Here is a 14,761-nt window from a genome sequence, read left to right as displayed (position 1 = left end):
ATCTTAGTAAAGGCGAGTAGTACGTACTGATTCACGCGCCAATTTCTTTTGGTAGCGTTTAACAGCAGCAGCTTTTTTGCGCTTACGTTCTTGAGTTGGTTTCTCGTAGAATTCGCGCTTACGAACATCAGCCAAAACACCCGCTTTTTCGCATGAACGCTTGAAACGACGGATAGCTACGTCTACTGGTTCGCCTTCTTTCAATTTAACTTGTGGCATGAAGAATCCTCATTAAGTTATGGATAAGATCAGGGCGATATTGCCCATGATCACAAGTGAAGGTCAGTATTTTACTCATTTACATCTCATACCACAAGTCTATAATGGTTCACGCAATAGATTTGATACAGGTTATAGGCAGTTTAATGATCGTTTTAGGCTTAGAAACATCTTGTGATGAAACAGGACTTGCCCTTTATGACAGCGAGTTGGGTTTGCGTGGGCAAGTGCTGTACAGCCAAATTAAACTGCATGCAGAGTATGGTGGTGTGGTGCCTGAGTTGGCTTCACGCGATCATGTACGTAAACTTATTCCCCTCATAAATCAGTTGCTTGAGGAAAGTAGGGTGCATAAATCTGAAATAGATGCTGTAGCCTATACACGTGGTCCAGGGCTGATGGGCGCACTTATGACAGGTGCATTATTTGGTCGGACTTTGGCTTTTGCCTTAAATAAACCTGCAATTGGCGTACACCATATGGAAGGACATATGTTGGCTCCGCTTTTATCAGCGACACCACCTGAATTTCCTTTTGTGGCACTTTTGGTTTCAGGTGGGCATTCTCAGCTCATGGCCGCTTATGGTATTGGTCAATACGAGCTTTTAGGCGAATCTATTGATGATGCCGCTGGTGAAGCTTTTGATAAAGTGGCGAAAATGATGGGTTTACCTTATCCAGGTGGCCCGAATATTTCAAAACTGGCTGAGCAAGGCGACCCGAATGCTTTTGCTTTCCCGCGTCCAATGTTGCATCAGGGGTTAGAGTTTTCATTTAGTGGTTTAAAAACAGCCGTATCTGTGCAAATGAAAAAATTAGGTGATGAAAACCGAGATGCAGATATTGCGGCGAGTTTCCAAGAAGCCATCGTGGATACTTTAGTGAAAAAATCAGTCAAAGCACTGAAACAAACAGGTTTAAAGCGTTTAGTGATTGCTGGTGGTGTCAGTGCCAATAGACGTTTACGGGAACGTTTGGAGGCAGATTTAACCAAGGTTCGCGCTCAAGTCTATTATGCGGAGCCTGCACTGTGTACAGATAATGGGGCCATGATTGCTTTCGCGGGCTATCAGCGCTTAAAAGCAGGGCAGCAAGATGGACTTGCAGTAACCACTACGCCGCGTTGGCCGATGACGGAACTCACCAACCCAAGTGAAGTTTAAAGATTTCATTGAAACACTTAAAAGCCCAATTTGTTTTATTGGGCTTTTTTATTTGTTTCAATAAAGTGGATCTAACCGAATGAGGTATATAAATAGGTTGTGTGAACTTTGGCTCATGTTGGGCTTGGCTGAAATAAAAGGGTTGGTCTTGTTTGGAATATGTATCTTGCCTTGACTTATACGCTTGAATTTGACTCGTGCTAATGGTATTTGCGTATAGAGCACATGATTATTGATTTTAAGGAAGAATATTGAAGTCACGTGGTTTCTAAAGTGATTTGTAAATCTATTTTTCAAAGGTCTTGCTTGATATTAAATAAATAACTTACAACAATTTAATTTGAATTTACTGTTTGATGAAATTGGTCGGGGTTTATCCAAATTGACTGTAAAAATTACAAGAGAGAACATGAATGTTCTTTCTGAAGGGAGTTTTATTGATTAGTTTATATAAAAGACAGATATAGTTATTTTAAATAAATAGGGCATCATTTTTATAACTTTTAATGATATGTCCATCTGTCTTAGGAACTTCCATTGCAACAATGGGGGTACACAATTAGAAGAAAATATTAGAGGTGTTTATCATGACAGCAACTAATGGAATGTTAGATCCAGATGATTCAGTTATTTTATTGATAGATCATCAAAGTGGACTTTTTAATACAGTACGGGATTTGCCTGTACCTGATTTACGAAATTATGTCATTGCAATTGCAAAAGCAGCAACATTGTTAAATATCCCAGTGATTACTACTGCCTCTGTGCCAGACGGGCCAAATGGGCCTTTAATCCCTGAAATCCACCATTTTGCACCCCATGCGGTTTATGTTCCTCGTACTGGACAAATTAATACATGGGATAATCCACGCTTTGTTGATGAAATTAAGAAAACAGGCAGAAAAACTTTGATTATTGCGGGAACCCTGACCAGTGTATGTATGACATTCCCAGCCGTAAGTGCACGTAAGGAAGGCTATAATGTGTATTGTGTTGTAGATGCTTCTGGTAATTGGAATAAGATGGCGACGGATACATCAATTGCTCGTGTTACCCAAGCTGGTGCGATTCCAACTGATACTTTCGCCATTGTGGCTGAGTTAATGCGCACTTGGAACCGTCCAGAAGGTTCTCGTTTTGCTGAAATTATTTCTGAACATATCTGCCCAGAATATAAGTGTTTAATGGAAAGTTATGCAAAAGCGCAAGCAGTTGTGAAAGATGGACCTGAAACGAACTTAGACAAGTATCAATAAACTGAAATTAAACTTAGTTTTTTCTAGTAACTAGATTACAGCACCCCAAATGTTATATAGATTTTTTGGGGTGTTGTTGATTTAAACAAAAATATTAAATTTGTTTGAGTTGCTGTGAACCAATCCAATGTTTAGAGAACTGATACGCTGCACGTCCAGAGCGCTGACCACGCGCCTGACACCAACGCAATGCCTCAGCACGTACTATGTCATCCATGCTGATCTGAGCTTTTGATAAGTAATGCTGTACGATTTCTAAATACAAGTTTTGATCCATTGGATAAAAAGACAGCCACAATCCAAAACGATCAGAGAGTGAAATTTTTTCTTCAATCGCTTCTTGTGGGTGTAGTTCGTTATATTGTGGTACATCGACACGAGTTACAGGTGTATTTTCATGCATAAACTCGGGTAATAAATGACGACGGTTACTGGTGGCATAAATAATAAAATTACTAGAACCAGACTGCAAAGATCCATCCAGCACACTTTTTAAACTGCGATAGTTTTCATCTTCTGCGTTAAAAGCTAAGTCATCGCAATATACAATAAATTTTTCAGGACGTTCTGAGATGAGCTTTTGAATCTCAGGTAGTTCAGATAAATCATCACGTTCAATTTCAATCAGTCTTAACCCTTGCTCTGCATATTCCGTTAATAAAGCCCGCACAATAGAGGATTTTCCTGTACCACGAGAGCCTGTGAGCAGGACGTCATTGGCAGGTAAACCATTGAGAAATTGTTCAGTATTTTGTAAAACTTTCTCTTTTTGGCGCTCAATCCCTTTTAAGTCATTCAATTCGACACGCTTGAGTTGATGAATGGCTTTTAATTCACCATTTTGCCATTTAAATGCAATCGCCGAGAAATCAGGTGCTTGTTTAACTTCGGGAAGGCTTTGCTGTAGCTGTTGGAGTACAGTCGATAGTGTTTCTAAGATATTGTTGGGTAGGTCAAGAGTTGCCATGATCAATCAGTTTATAATTACACTTGGAATTGATATTAACACCCGATTTAGGTACATCAAACCCTTAAAATGGTACTAATTTGCCAATTTTAGGCTTGAAATGGCAATTGTAATACTCCCATAATTTACACATAGTCGTTAGACTAACTCTGGCAATGTTAATGATGTTTTAGGAAAATAAAAAAAGTGGGTGAGGACAAATATGTTGTTTAAAGATTTCACACGGGAAATCAACCCGCACCAAGCCTATCGCATTAAAAAACTAAAGCAGCAGTTAGCACAGGCGGAAAATTATACTGAGTGGAAAAATATTGCGCTGAAGATTGATGAGGAATCAGGGGCGCAAGAGTGGAAGTATGATAACTGTTCACCTTATTTTGATGCAGAAGTGATTACCCATCGCTTAGGATTGTTGAAACGCTATCGCCAACAAAAACGAACGACTGATCTAATGTACCTTCTGCGTGAAGGTTTAAGCTATGATATTGCCAATATTGCTCATCCTATGCTGTTCACAGCAACTTATGTGGGCACCAAAAAAATTATTGAAGACTATATTGATGAAGTCAGCCTAGGTTTAGCATTTGTGGCATCTACGGATTGCCAATGTCTAGATAAACAACAAAAAATTGAATTTTTTCAACATTGCCAAAAAGCCTTTGGACAACCTGCACTGATGTTTTCAGGTGGTGCAACCTTGGGGTTATTTCATACAGGTGTATGTAAGGCTTTGCTTGAACAAGATCTGATGCCAAAAGTACTGTCTGGTTCGAGTGCTGGAGCCATCATGACGGCTATGTTGGGGCGAGCGACTCCTGCTGAGATGCTGAGCATCTTAAATGGTGAAAACTTCTTTACTGATGCTTTTCAATTTCGGGGTTTTCGTGAAGTTCTAAAAGGCAATGGTGGTTTGGCTGATGTAAAGCATTTAAAAAGCTTTTTGATCGCGAACTTAGGTGATGTGACTTTTGAAGAGGCTTTTAAGCAGTCAGGCTTATACAACAATGTCGCGGTTGCACCTTATGATGCCTCACAAAATGCACGCATCATGAATACTTTTACTTCACCGGATTTATTGGTGTGGAGTGCTGTCTTAGCGTCCTGTGCTGTGCCAATTTTGTTCCCACCCGTCAAACTGACCAGTAAGCGACATGATGGTTTATATACGCCCTATATGTCTTCTACGCGCTGGGTGGATGGTAGTGTGCGTAGTGATTTCCCTCAGGAAAAGATGGCGCGTTTATACAATTTAAATTACACAATTGCCAGCCAAGTCAATCCACATGTCGTGCCCTTTATGCAGTCGGATGAAGCACGTTTCCGTAAAGACATGCTGAGCTGGCCTGAGCGTATTGTACGTCGGCAGGGTAAAGTAATTAGTAAAGGTGTCATGGACTTTGCCCGCGAACGTGTAGGTAATATCCCGCCGATCCGTCGTTTACTGGACCATGGCTATGGTGTGGTTGATCAGCGTTATTATGGCGATGTAAATATTGTGGGAAAATATGGTCTACGCCATTATAGTTATATGTTACAAAATCCACGGCCACATCTGTTTAAGCTCCTACAACGTGAAGGCGAGCGTGCAACTTGGCCTAAAATTTCAATGATTGAGACACATGCCCGTGTCGGTAAAACAATTCAGCATTGTTTGGAAGTCTTAACTGAGTTGAATACGGCAGAAATGAATGAATCCGAATTCTTGGCAGTTTGATCGTCAAGAATTGAACACGCTCGAGTTGTCGCTTCATACTCCGACTCAGCGTTTGAGTTTGGGGAGACGACTTTATCGCTTTGAAGTTGCAGGGCAGGGGTATTGGTTAAAGTTTCAATTGGCATCCAGTTATTCCGTACTTATTGATGGTTTTAATGCAGAGTTCAGCTTTTATCAGCATGCGCTTGCGATGTCGCCACAACCAACGTTTTTGCCTGAAGTACAAATTCTTGAAAATTTTGAGTTTCATTCAGGGCCGGTGAGTGCTGCACTTATTTTAAAAGACCTGCAACCTTTACTTGTAAGAGATCCGCGTCAGTTAAGTTGTGATCATGTCATTCATATCATCTTCAAAATGTTGAATGCTGTAGAAGAATTACATCAGATGGGCTGGATTCATGCTGACTTAAAACCTGCACATTTTTTGTTGGCAGGTTCGACATGTAAATTGATTGATTTTGAGCAAAGTCAAACAATTGGTGGAACTGGACATCAACAAACTATAACTGCAACGCCACGCTATATGGCACCAGAGTTATTTCATGGTGAAGCAAAGACAGTACAAACTGATCTTTACGCACTGGGCATTATTTTACTTGAGTGGCTGAGCCAAAGCCGTTTACAGGCGCAAAGTTATCAAGATTGGGCCTATTTACATTGTCAGTCATTAGACATAGATCTTCCACAAGGTTTTCAATGTTTTAATGCACTTTTAACGGGGCTTTTGACCAAGCAAAAAAGTCAAAGACTTCAGAATATCATGGACGCAAAACGATGCTTAATGACTGAAATTGAATGAGAAAAAGCCAAGTATAAGGTTTTTGTTTCTTATTTAATCAAATGAGTGGGTATTTCTTAAAAATCGCTTGTCATGCGAAAATGATCCCTATAGTATACACAGCCATTGGGGACGTGGCGAAATTGGTAGACGCACTGGATTTAGGTTCCAGCGCCGCAAGGTGTGAGAGTTCGAGTCTCTCCGTCCCCACCATAAATCATTTGAATTAAGATGATTTATAAGGCCATAGAGGATTGGTGTAATGGTAGCATGACGGTCTCCAAAACCGTTCGTCAAGGTTCGAATCCTTGATCCTCTGCCAACTTAAAGTCTAACGCAAAGTTAGCACCCTGATGGGGACGTGGCGAAATTGGTAGACGCACTGGATTTAGGTTCCAGCGCCGCAAGGTGTGAGAGTTCGAGTCTCTCCGTCCCCACCATCAGTAATGAAGCAAGGTATAGAGCCTTGCTTTTTTATTGCCTGAAATTTAAGAATCCATTCATCATAAAAAAAGCCCCCATAAGGGGGCTAAGTTTTGATTCATCACGCGAAGTAAGTATGGAGCAATTTTAGGCTTTCAAATGGTCTTCGAATTCTTCACCGAGCTGCATGGCCAAGTTATTTCCCGCGAGGTCGCAGGTCACTAGTCCATATTCTTTTTTAAAGCTAAAAGTAAAGCCACGGTTGTCTGCTAAAGTTTTGACTGAATAACCCAATTTCTCTAACCAAATACGAAAGGCGATGAGGTTTTTTGCTTTCACTACTTTTTTCACGAGGATATTCCTTATTCACTGATAAATTATTAATAGGGATATTTCACGCTTTTTTAAAGGGGATTTTTTTATATATTTTTATTTTTGCTGTTTTTTAGCGCGTAATCAGACTATCCATCATCATGTAGAAATCATAAAGGAAAAGGCTTTATGGGCTAAAAATGGTACAAGATATTGAAAAATAATAAAATTTAAAAGATGGAAATCCCTTTTTATAATATTGCTAAAATGAGAGCTAGAAATATTTTGTAGCGAATAGAAATGTAATGATTTTTTTCAAAGCTGGGATGTTTTGAAAAAGTAGGATCATTCTGTCTTTGTGATGATCATTTGCGTTTAGCATCGTGTGAGTTGAAATTATTTCTGTGGAAATTTTGACAGATTAAAAGCTCATGGTAACAGCGCCAACTGAGCGTTGAATTCAAGAGAAAATCTCTAGACATTATCGGAGTGTTTAGGCTTGTCTGACGAGAGCCTCTGGTATGAAGTAGAGACTGCACTCGTCAGCAGTCTCTCTAGGGGGGCGATTTAAAAATGGTCTTTCAGATCGCGCAGTCGCTTAAACTCTTCAACGTTTTCTGTACGTAAAAAAGGATTGGTTTCAAGTTCGATTTCAATACTGCTCGGGAGGGTACATTGACCCAAATAGCGCATGGTTTCTACATGGTCTAAACGCTCTTGAATGGCAATATTGTCTGGTTCGACATGGTTGGCAAATTTCGCGTTAGAGAGCGTGTATTCGTGCGTACAATAGACTTTGGTTTCGGCAGGCAAAGCTGCTAAACGATTGAGTGAATGGTACATCTGCTCATGTGTGCCCTCAAACACTCGCCCACAGCCCATAGCAAACAGGGTGTCACCGCAAAATAGAGTTTGGATGGATTCGATAAAGTACACAATATGGCCCAGTGTATGACCAGGAACGGCTAAGATATCGACATGTAAATCATGAAATGCAAAGTAGTCATCATCCATCAATGCATGGGTGATAAAAGGAATTTTTGATAATTCCTCCCGTGGTCCATACACAGGAATATTTCGACTTGCGATCAGGTCAGCGACACCGCCAATATGGTCTTTATGCCAATGAGTCAGCCAAATTTGAGCAATGCTTAAACCATGTTTAGTGCAATATTCTTCAACTAATCCCGCTTCTGTTGGGTCAATTACTGTGACTTGTTTTGATGTGGTGTGTTCTAGCAACCAAATGTAGTTTTGGAGCTGATTTTTCACATCAATCATATGAACTTGATAAGTCATCTTTTTTCTTCAATGTGTTACATGTATTCATTCTACTGTAGCGGGTACAGACACTGAATTCTAGTCATGAATCATGTAAGACGTAAAAGGATAGGTATTTATTGTTTTATGCTTTCTCTTTCTTGTCATATTGTACTGTTATCTTGGCCATAAAAAACCACGCTAAAAAGCGTGGTTTTTTATATGTTCAATCTAATTTAGATTAGATTTTACCTACTAGGTCGATTGAAGGAGCAAGAGTTGCTTCGCCTTCTTTCCATTTAGCTGGGCAAACTTCACCTGGGTGAGCGTGAACGTATTGAGCTGCTTTAACTTTACGAAGTAATTCTTGAGCATCACGACCAATACCACCAGCGTTGATTTCAACGATTTGGATTTTGCCTTCTGGATCAATGACAAAAGTACCGCGGTCTGCAAGACCAGCAGCTTCGATTAGAACGTCAAAGTTTTTAGAAAGAGTCCAAGTTGGGTCGCCGATTAATGGGTATTGGATTTTACCAATAACTTCAGAAGTGTCGTGCCAAGCTTTATGAGTGAAGTGAGTGTCAGTAGAAACACCGTAAATTTCCACGCCTAATTTTTGGAATTCAGCGTAGTTGTCAGCAAGGTCACCAAGTTCAGTTGGGCAAACGAAAGTGAAGTCAGCTGGGTAGAAGAATACTACAGACCATTTGCCTTTAAGATCTGCTTCAGTTACGTCAACAAATTGACCGTTGTGATATGCAGTAGCTGCGAATGGTTTTACTTCAGTATTAATTAAGCTCATCATTGTCTCCATGATTGGGGTTTGTATTTAATGCTGTATAGGGTATCGAAATTTTTGTTATTGCTGAAACAGTATTTTTACATTACAAGAATCGGAAAAACCGAATCTTACTCCAGACTATCTCAGCGCATCTGATCATTCTGTTCATTTAGCATGATAAATATGATGACTAAATGACAAAATCATCTATTCCGTAACTCGTCTACAGACATGATGTCCCTAGGCTTAAAATTCAAGGGGATATTTGAAAAAAGTTAAAATTAAAAAAATTAGGCTGTACTTTCGCTTCGCTGTATTACCACGTAAACTAAGCGATTGATGTTTTTGATGTGGGTATTTTTTCTGTGCAGCGTCCTTTAAATATAGAGCAATTGGTGATGGTCAAAGACCGTCATCGTTTAAACCGACTCAAAAAAGGAAAAGATGCCAACGAAAAGCAATATCAAGCATTATTTGAACAGTCACATTTAAAAGTTTTAGAGCGTATTGAACGCATTCCAAATATTAAACTGAACCAAGACCTGCCTGTTACACAGTATGCAGATAAGTTAATTGATGCCATTCAAAAGCACCAAGTGATTATCGTTGCAGGGGAGACGGGTTCGGGTAAAACGACGCAGCTACCGCAAATTGCGATGTTGGCGGGTCGTGGTTTAACGGGTCTGATTGGTCATACACAGCCACGTCGTTTGGCCGCACGTAGTGTTTCCCAGCGTATTGCGGAAGAAGTTGGTGAAAAACTTGGCGAGTCGATTTCCTTTAAAGTTCGTTTCAATGAACAAGGATCGCAGGACTCTATTGTCCGTTTAATGACTGATGGTATTTTGCTGGCAGAGCTGGCCAATGACCGTTATCTCAATAAATACGACACCATTATTATTGATGAAGCACATGAGCGTTCGCTCAATATTGACTTTATCATGGGTTATCTCAAACAGCTTTTGCCCCGCCGTAAAGATTTAAAAGTCATCATCACTTCGGCAACTTTAGATGTAAACCGTTTTAGTCAGTACTTTAACAACGCACCTATTTTTGAAGTAGAAGGTCGTAGTTTTCCAGTTGAACTGCGCTATCGTCCTGTCTCTGAAATGAGTATTGTCGGTAGTGATGATGATGAATTTGATGACTTTGAAGAAAATTTGCCTCGCGCTGTCGTGCAAGCTGTAGAAGAATGTTTTCGGGATGCACAAGAAAAAGGTCATCCTGAATATGCTGATACTTTAATTTTTGCCAGTACCGAACAAGAGATTCGTGAGCTACAAGAAACTTTGCAAAAGCATGGGCCGCGGCATACAGAAATTTTACCCTTATATGCGCGTTTGGCCTTGGCTGAGCAACAAAAAATCTTTAATCCATCGGGTGGCGGGCGACGCATTATTATCGCCACCAACGTTGCAGAAACAGCGCTGACTGTACCCAATATTCGTTATGTGATTGACAGTGGTTTTGCGCGTATTTCTCGCTATAACTATCGTTCACGTGTACAGCGTTTACCGATTGAAGCGGTTTCGCAAGCAGCGGCAAACCAGCGTAAAGGCCGTTGTGGTCGTATTGCCCCAGGTGTATGTATTCGTTTGTATTCTGAGGAAGATTTTCAAAGTCGCCCTGAGTTTACCGAACCCGAAATTAAGCGAACGAACTTAGCTTCAGTTATTTTACAGATGCAAAGTTTAGGGCTGGGTGCGTTAGAAGATTTTGATTTCATTGAGCCGCCAGATCATCGTTTAGTTAACGATGGTCGTAAGTTGTTGGTTGAACTTGGGGCAATGACGGAGAAAGGTAAAGCCCCTATTTTACAAAGAGAGGTTGGGGGAGATTTAACAGAATCGAGTCAGATTAAAGAAGAGAAATTAAATAAAAATCCTCCTAAATCCTCCTTTAATAAAGGAGAACTTCAAAGCAACGGATTAACCAAGATCGGTCAACAGATGGCCAAAATGCCAATTGACCCACGTCTGGCCCGTATGATTTTAGGCGGGGCACATTTTGGTGTGTTGAATGAAGTCTTGGTGATCGTTGCCGCTTTGGCCGTACAAGACCCACGTGAACGCCCTGCGGATAAACAAATGCAGGCGGATCAGAAACATGCGTTGTTCCGTGAAGCCGATTCTGACTTTCTGTTCTATCTTAAACTTTGGGAAGCACTGGTTGCCAACCGTGATATGAGTGAAAACAAACGTCGTACTTTTGCCCGTAATCACTTTTTAAGCTGGTTGCGTTTACGTGAGTGGAAGAAAACTCATGAGCAATTGGTTGATTTGGCAAAGGGCTTAAAGCTGTCTTTTAATGAGAAAAAAGCCAATTATGAAAATTTACACCGTGCGCTTTTAACAGGTCTACTGTCCTTTATTGCCAATAAAACCGATGAACGCAATGTGTTTATGGCGGTGCGTCAGCAAAAGGCTCGCATTTTCCCAGCATCTACCTTGCACAAAACCAATACGCCTTGGGTCATGGCTTTTGAGATGGTAGAAACCTCACAGGTCTATATTCGCACACTGGCAAAAATTGAACCTGAGTGGATTTTGCTTGCGGCAGGTGATTTGCTGAAGCACCACTATTTTGAGCCGCACTGGTCGAAAAAAGCAGGCGTGGTTAATGCCTATGACCAAATTTCACTATTTGGCTTAATTATTGAACCAAAACGTCAGATCAATTATGAAAAAGTCGACCATGTTGCGGCACATGAAATTTTCCTTCGAGATGCACTGACGACAGGACACTTGGGCATTACACCACCATTTTTAAAACACAACCTGCTTAAACTTGAAGAAGTAGAGCGGGTCGAAGATAAGCTACGTCGCCGTGATTTGGTGGTGGATGAAGAAACGATTTACCAATTTTATGCGGCCAAAGTTCCTGAAGAGGTGGCAAGTCGTCGTAGTTTTGAAGACTGGCGCGCAACGGTTGAACCGCAAAACCCACGTTATTTATTTATTGATGATGATTCGTTGTGGATGAACGACCGTCCAACCACACAGCAATTTCCCGATTTTTTACGTAATGGTGAACTGCGTCTTGCGGCCAGTTACCGTTTTGATCCAAGCCATGACGAAGATGGTGCAACGGTGAAAATCCCGTTGCAAGCCTTGCCACAGGTGGATGAAAACTTGTGGTCGTGGGGTATTCCTGGCTGGCGTCAGGACTTAATGGAAGCCTTACTCAAAGCACTGCCTAAAGATAAACGTCGTCACTTGGTGCCTATCCCTGATACGGCTGCAAAGCTAATGGCGAAAGTAGATGCGATGCATTTACAGCAGCATATTTTTAGTTTTTTAGCCTTCCAGTTACGTGGCGAACAAATCACTGAAAAAGACTTTAGTTTTGAGCGGGTTGAACAGTATTTGTTGCCATTGATTAAAGTCATTGACGACAAAGGCCGTGTGATTGAACAAGGTCGTGATTTAGCTGAGTTAAAAGCGCGCTGTCGAACGGAAACCCATAGCCCAGTCAAACAACTCAAAGGAGAGTTCCAAACTTTCCCTGAAAGTTTTGTGTTTGAAGCGTCCCAAAAAGTGACGGGCGTGGTGGTGAAGCAGTATCAAGCTTTGGTTCCGACCAAGACATTTGCTGCATTGGAACAAAAGGATGAGTCTGGTGTCGTGATTCAGACTTTTAATGATCAAGCTGAGGCAACTAAACAGCACCGCGAGGGTGTACTTCGTTTGGTACATATACAACTGGGAGATTTGGTCCGCCAGTTGAAAAAGCAAATTTCCAAACCGTTGGCATTGGCGTATTCACCTTTGGGTGATAAGGCAAAATTGGAACAAATGCTGGTTTATGCCACACTGCAAATGTCGATCAATGAACTGCCGGTCAATGCACAAGAGTTTGAAAACTTAGTTGCAAATGTCAAAAAAACTTTTCTGACTCATGGGCAAAAAGCACTGGCAGATGTGACAGAGATCTATATCCAATGGCAGGATATACGTCGAAAGTTGTTGGTTTTAGATGATGCGGTGTTTGGGAAAAATATTGATGATGTTGAAGATCAGCTAGATTTGATGTGCTTATCAAACTTTGTTTACGTAAAATCTTCCGATATTTGGCTTGAATTTCCTCGTTATTTGAAAGCATTGGTCTTGCGTTTGGAGCGCCTGCCCAATAACCTACAGAGGGATAATTCTGCCATTGATCAAGTTGACCCGTGGATGGAAAAATTATTTAAGTTTAAAAATGACACTCGCCTTAAAGAATTGTATTTCATGGTTGAGGAGTTTCGGATTTCTTTATTCTCTCAGCCGATGAAAACAAAGATGCCCATTTCTCCGACACGCTTGCAAAAAGTATGGGAAAAACTTGGAATCAGTTAAACTATAGGTAATTTAAAGAAGGAGTTTTACATGGGCATCCGCATTACAGGTACGGGTCTTTATCATCCTGAAGACATCATTACCAATGAAGAGTTAGTTGAAAGTTTAAATGCTTATGTGGAACAGTATAATCTAGACAATGCTGACAAAATTGCTTCGGGCGAATTGGAAGCCCGTCGTGGGTCAAGTGCAGAGTTCATTGAAAAAGCATCTGGTGTAAAACGTCGTTATGTGGTTGAGAAGACAGGGATCTTAGATCCGAAGCGTTTACGTCCATTGTTACATGAGCGTTCAAATGATGAACTCTCGATTCAAGCCGAATGGGGCGTGATCGCAGCGAAACAAGCGATGGAAAATGCAGGCGTAACTGCAGAAGATATTGATGTCGTGATTTTGTCATGCTCAAACTTACAACGAGCTTACCCTGCGGTTGCAATTGAAATTCAAACTGCACTTGGTATTCAAGGCTATGCCTACGACATGAACGTGGCATGTTCGGCAGCAACTTTTGGCATTAAACAAGCCTATGATGCAATCAAAGCAGGCGGACGCCGTGTATTATTGGTGAATGTCGAAATCACCTCTGGTCATACCGACTACCGTTCACGTGACTGCCATTTTATCTTTGGTGATGTCGCAACGGCTTCAATCATTGAAGAAACCGACAGCAAAACTGGTTTTGAAATTGAAGACATTAACTTATTCACACAGTTTTCAAATAACATCCGCAATAACTTTGGTTTCTTAAACTTAAGTGAAGTCGATTCAGACATTGAAAATAATCGTTTCGCTCAAGACGGTCGTAAAGTGTTCAAAGAAGTTTGTCCACTGGTTGCCAAAATGATTATAGCGCAGCTTGAGAAAAACAATATTGCACCGACTGATGTGAAACGTTTCTGGTTGCACCAAGCCAATGCCAGTATGAATGAATTGATTTTAAAATTGGTTGTGGGCAAAGAACATGCTCAACCCGATTTAGTGCCAATCATTTTAGATGAGTTTGCAAATACCTCGTCCGCAGGGGTCATCATTGCGTTGCACCGCACAGCAGACCAAGTTAATGATGGTGAATATGGCATCCTGTGCTCATTTGGTGCAGGTTATTCTGTTGGTGCAGTACTGGTGAAAAAACACGTTGCATAAGGCTATATGTTACGAGTTGAGTCTGATGCGAAATGGATTAAACAGTTTAACTTCGATCTAAAGGCTAGTTCGCACTGATCTATATTGGTGCTGAGTGGTCAAATGTATCGCAAGCTGTAATGTATATGGCGGATCATTCTAAGTACGTATATTCGATTCGCCGATGTTGGTTGATTATTTTAGCAATCAATATCGCGTGGCTATGGTCAGTATTGCTGACCATGGCCATTTTTATTTGCCACTTTAGTGCAGGACCATAAAAGTTTGGCGCCGTTGATCATGTGTCAGCTTATATAGCGATATTGCTACACAGCAGCGATATTTGATTTGTGGTGGCCGTGAAGCATTAAAGTGCACGGAAAACAGCCCTGCCTAAGTGGTTTTGATGGTTGGAAATAAACTCAA

General features: G+C 40.9%; 11 protein-coding genes and 3 tRNA genes. 9 read left to right on the top strand and 5 right to left on the bottom strand.

Annotated features, from left to right (window positions below):
- Positions 1-3 precede the first annotated feature (3 nt).
- Positions 4-219 carry a 30S ribosomal protein S21 gene (gene rpsU, locus B9T36_RS04625; RefSeq protein ID WP_001136722.1) on the bottom strand — a complete coding sequence of 72 codons (216 nt, stop codon included), beginning with the start codon at positions 217-219 and terminating at the stop codon, positions 4-6.
- Positions 220-365: 146 nt separating this feature from the next.
- Between rpsU and tsaD the strand changes: the two genes are divergently transcribed.
- Together tsaD and B9T36_RS04615 are read left to right on the top strand one after the other, a co-directional pair.
- The gene (gene tsaD / locus B9T36_RS04620; protein ID WP_086208385.1) at positions 366-1,382 is read left to right on the top strand and encodes a tRNA (adenosine(37)-N6)-threonylcarbamoyltransferase complex transferase subunit TsaD; all 1,017 of its coding nucleotides are present in this window, start codon (positions 366-368) and stop codon (positions 1,380-1,382) included.
- Positions 1,383-1,969: 587 nt separating this feature from the next.
- Positions 1,970-2,638: an isochorismatase family protein gene (locus B9T36_RS04615; protein ID WP_086208384.1), complete on the top strand. Its 669-nt coding sequence runs from the start codon at positions 1,970-1,972 to the stop codon at positions 2,636-2,638.
- Positions 2,639-2,732: 94 nt separating this feature from the next.
- On the opposite strand, the gene B9T36_RS04610 is transcribed toward B9T36_RS04615, so the two are convergent.
- Complete coding sequence (locus tag B9T36_RS04610; protein ID WP_086208383.1) at positions 2,733-3,605, bottom strand: ATP-binding protein; 873 nt, start codon at positions 3,603-3,605, stop codon at positions 2,733-2,735.
- 202 nt (positions 3,606-3,807) lie between these two features.
- Between B9T36_RS04610 and B9T36_RS04605 the strand changes: the two genes are divergently transcribed.
- From B9T36_RS04605 to B9T36_RS04585, 5 genes are all read left to right on the top strand, one after another.
- Positions 3,808-5,319 carry a DUF3336 domain-containing protein gene (locus B9T36_RS04605; RefSeq protein ID WP_086208382.1) on the top strand — a complete coding sequence of 504 codons (1,512 nt, stop codon included), beginning with the start codon at positions 3,808-3,810 and terminating at the stop codon, positions 5,317-5,319.
- Positions 5,294-6,118, top strand: a complete 825-nt coding sequence (locus tag B9T36_RS04600) for a serine/threonine-protein kinase (RefSeq protein WP_086208381.1) — start codon at positions 5,294-5,296, stop codon at positions 6,116-6,118. The genes B9T36_RS04605 and B9T36_RS04600 overlap by 26 nt, the downstream gene beginning before the upstream one ends.
- Before the next feature lie 107 nt (positions 6,119-6,225).
- A tRNA-Leu gene (locus B9T36_RS04595) sits at positions 6,226-6,310 on the top strand.
- A gap of 35 nt (positions 6,311-6,345) precedes the next feature.
- Positions 6,346-6,419: transfer RNA gene (locus B9T36_RS04590), tRNA-Trp, on the top strand.
- A gap of 33 nt (positions 6,420-6,452) precedes the next feature.
- Positions 6,453-6,537: transfer RNA gene (locus B9T36_RS04585), tRNA-Leu, on the top strand.
- Positions 6,538-6,667: 130 nt separating this feature from the next.
- On the opposite strand, the gene B9T36_RS04580 is transcribed toward B9T36_RS04585, so the two are convergent.
- The 3 genes from B9T36_RS04580 to ahpC all read right to left on the bottom strand — a co-directional run bounded on the left by B9T36_RS04580 (position 6,668) and on the right by ahpC (position 8,897).
- A complete protein-coding gene (locus tag B9T36_RS04580; RefSeq protein WP_004696295.1) occupies positions 6,668-6,871 on the bottom strand; it encodes a hypothetical protein in 204 nt (67 codons plus the stop codon).
- A 528-nt stretch (positions 6,872-7,399) separates the two neighbouring features.
- The gene (gene gloB, locus B9T36_RS04575; protein ID WP_086208380.1) at positions 7,400-8,131 is read right to left on the bottom strand and encodes a hydroxyacylglutathione hydrolase; all 732 of its coding nucleotides are present in this window, start codon (positions 8,129-8,131) and stop codon (positions 7,400-7,402) included.
- 202 nt (positions 8,132-8,333) lie between these two features.
- Positions 8,334-8,897 (bottom strand): alkyl hydroperoxide reductase subunit C, encoded by a 564-nt coding sequence (gene ahpC / locus B9T36_RS04570; RefSeq protein ID WP_004982189.1) that lies wholly within the window; start codon positions 8,895-8,897, stop codon positions 8,334-8,336.
- Between the two features lie 344 nt (positions 8,898-9,241).
- On the opposite strand from ahpC, the gene B9T36_RS04565 reads away from it, so the two are divergent.
- Together B9T36_RS04565 and B9T36_RS04560 are read left to right on the top strand one after the other, a co-directional pair.
- The gene (locus B9T36_RS04565) at positions 9,242-13,213 is read left to right on the top strand and encodes a DUF3418 domain-containing protein (protein WP_086208877.1); all 3,972 of its coding nucleotides are present in this window, start codon (positions 9,242-9,244) and stop codon (positions 13,211-13,213) included.
- A gap of 30 nt (positions 13,214-13,243) precedes the next feature.
- A complete protein-coding gene (locus tag B9T36_RS04560) occupies positions 13,244-14,356 on the top strand; it encodes a beta-ketoacyl-ACP synthase III (protein ID WP_086208379.1) in 1,113 nt (370 codons plus the stop codon).
- The last annotated feature ends 405 nt before the right edge of the window (positions 14,357-14,761 follow it).

The organism is Acinetobacter sp. ANC 4204 (assembly GCF_002135205.1).
GTDB lineage: Bacteria > Pseudomonadota > Gammaproteobacteria > Pseudomonadales > Moraxellaceae > Acinetobacter.
This window is presented reverse-complemented; position numbering and strand designations above follow the sequence as displayed.

What these genes read in the sequence shown, in the direction of transcription:
- rpsU (WP_001136722.1), bottom strand. Translation starts at nt 219, where the DNA reads ATGCCACAAGTTAAATTGAAAGAAGGCGAACCAGTAGACGTAGCTATC.
- tsaD (WP_086208385.1), top strand. Translation starts at nt 366, where the DNA reads ATGATCGTTTTAGGCTTAGAAACATCTTGTGATGAAACAGGACTTGCC.
- B9T36_RS04615 (WP_086208384.1), top strand. Translation starts at nt 1,970, where the DNA reads ATGACAGCAACTAATGGAATGTTAGATCCAGATGATTCAGTTATTTTA.
- B9T36_RS04610 (WP_086208383.1), bottom strand. Translation starts at nt 3,605, where the DNA reads ATGGCAACTCTTGACCTACCCAACAATATCTTAGAAACACTATCGACT.
- B9T36_RS04605 (WP_086208382.1), top strand. Translation starts at nt 3,808, where the DNA reads ATGTTGTTTAAAGATTTCACACGGGAAATCAACCCGCACCAAGCCTAT.
- B9T36_RS04600 (WP_086208381.1), top strand. Translation starts at nt 5,294, where the DNA reads ATGAATCCGAATTCTTGGCAGTTTGATCGTCAAGAATTGAACACGCTC.
- gloB (WP_086208380.1), bottom strand. Translation starts at nt 8,131, where the DNA reads ATGACTTATCAAGTTCATATGATTGATGTGAAAAATCAGCTCCAAAAC.
- ahpC (WP_004982189.1), bottom strand. Translation starts at nt 8,897, where the DNA reads ATGAGCTTAATTAATACTGAAGTAAAACCATTCGCAGCTACTGCATAT.
- B9T36_RS04560 (WP_086208379.1), top strand. Translation starts at nt 13,244, where the DNA reads ATGGGCATCCGCATTACAGGTACGGGTCTTTATCATCCTGAAGACATC.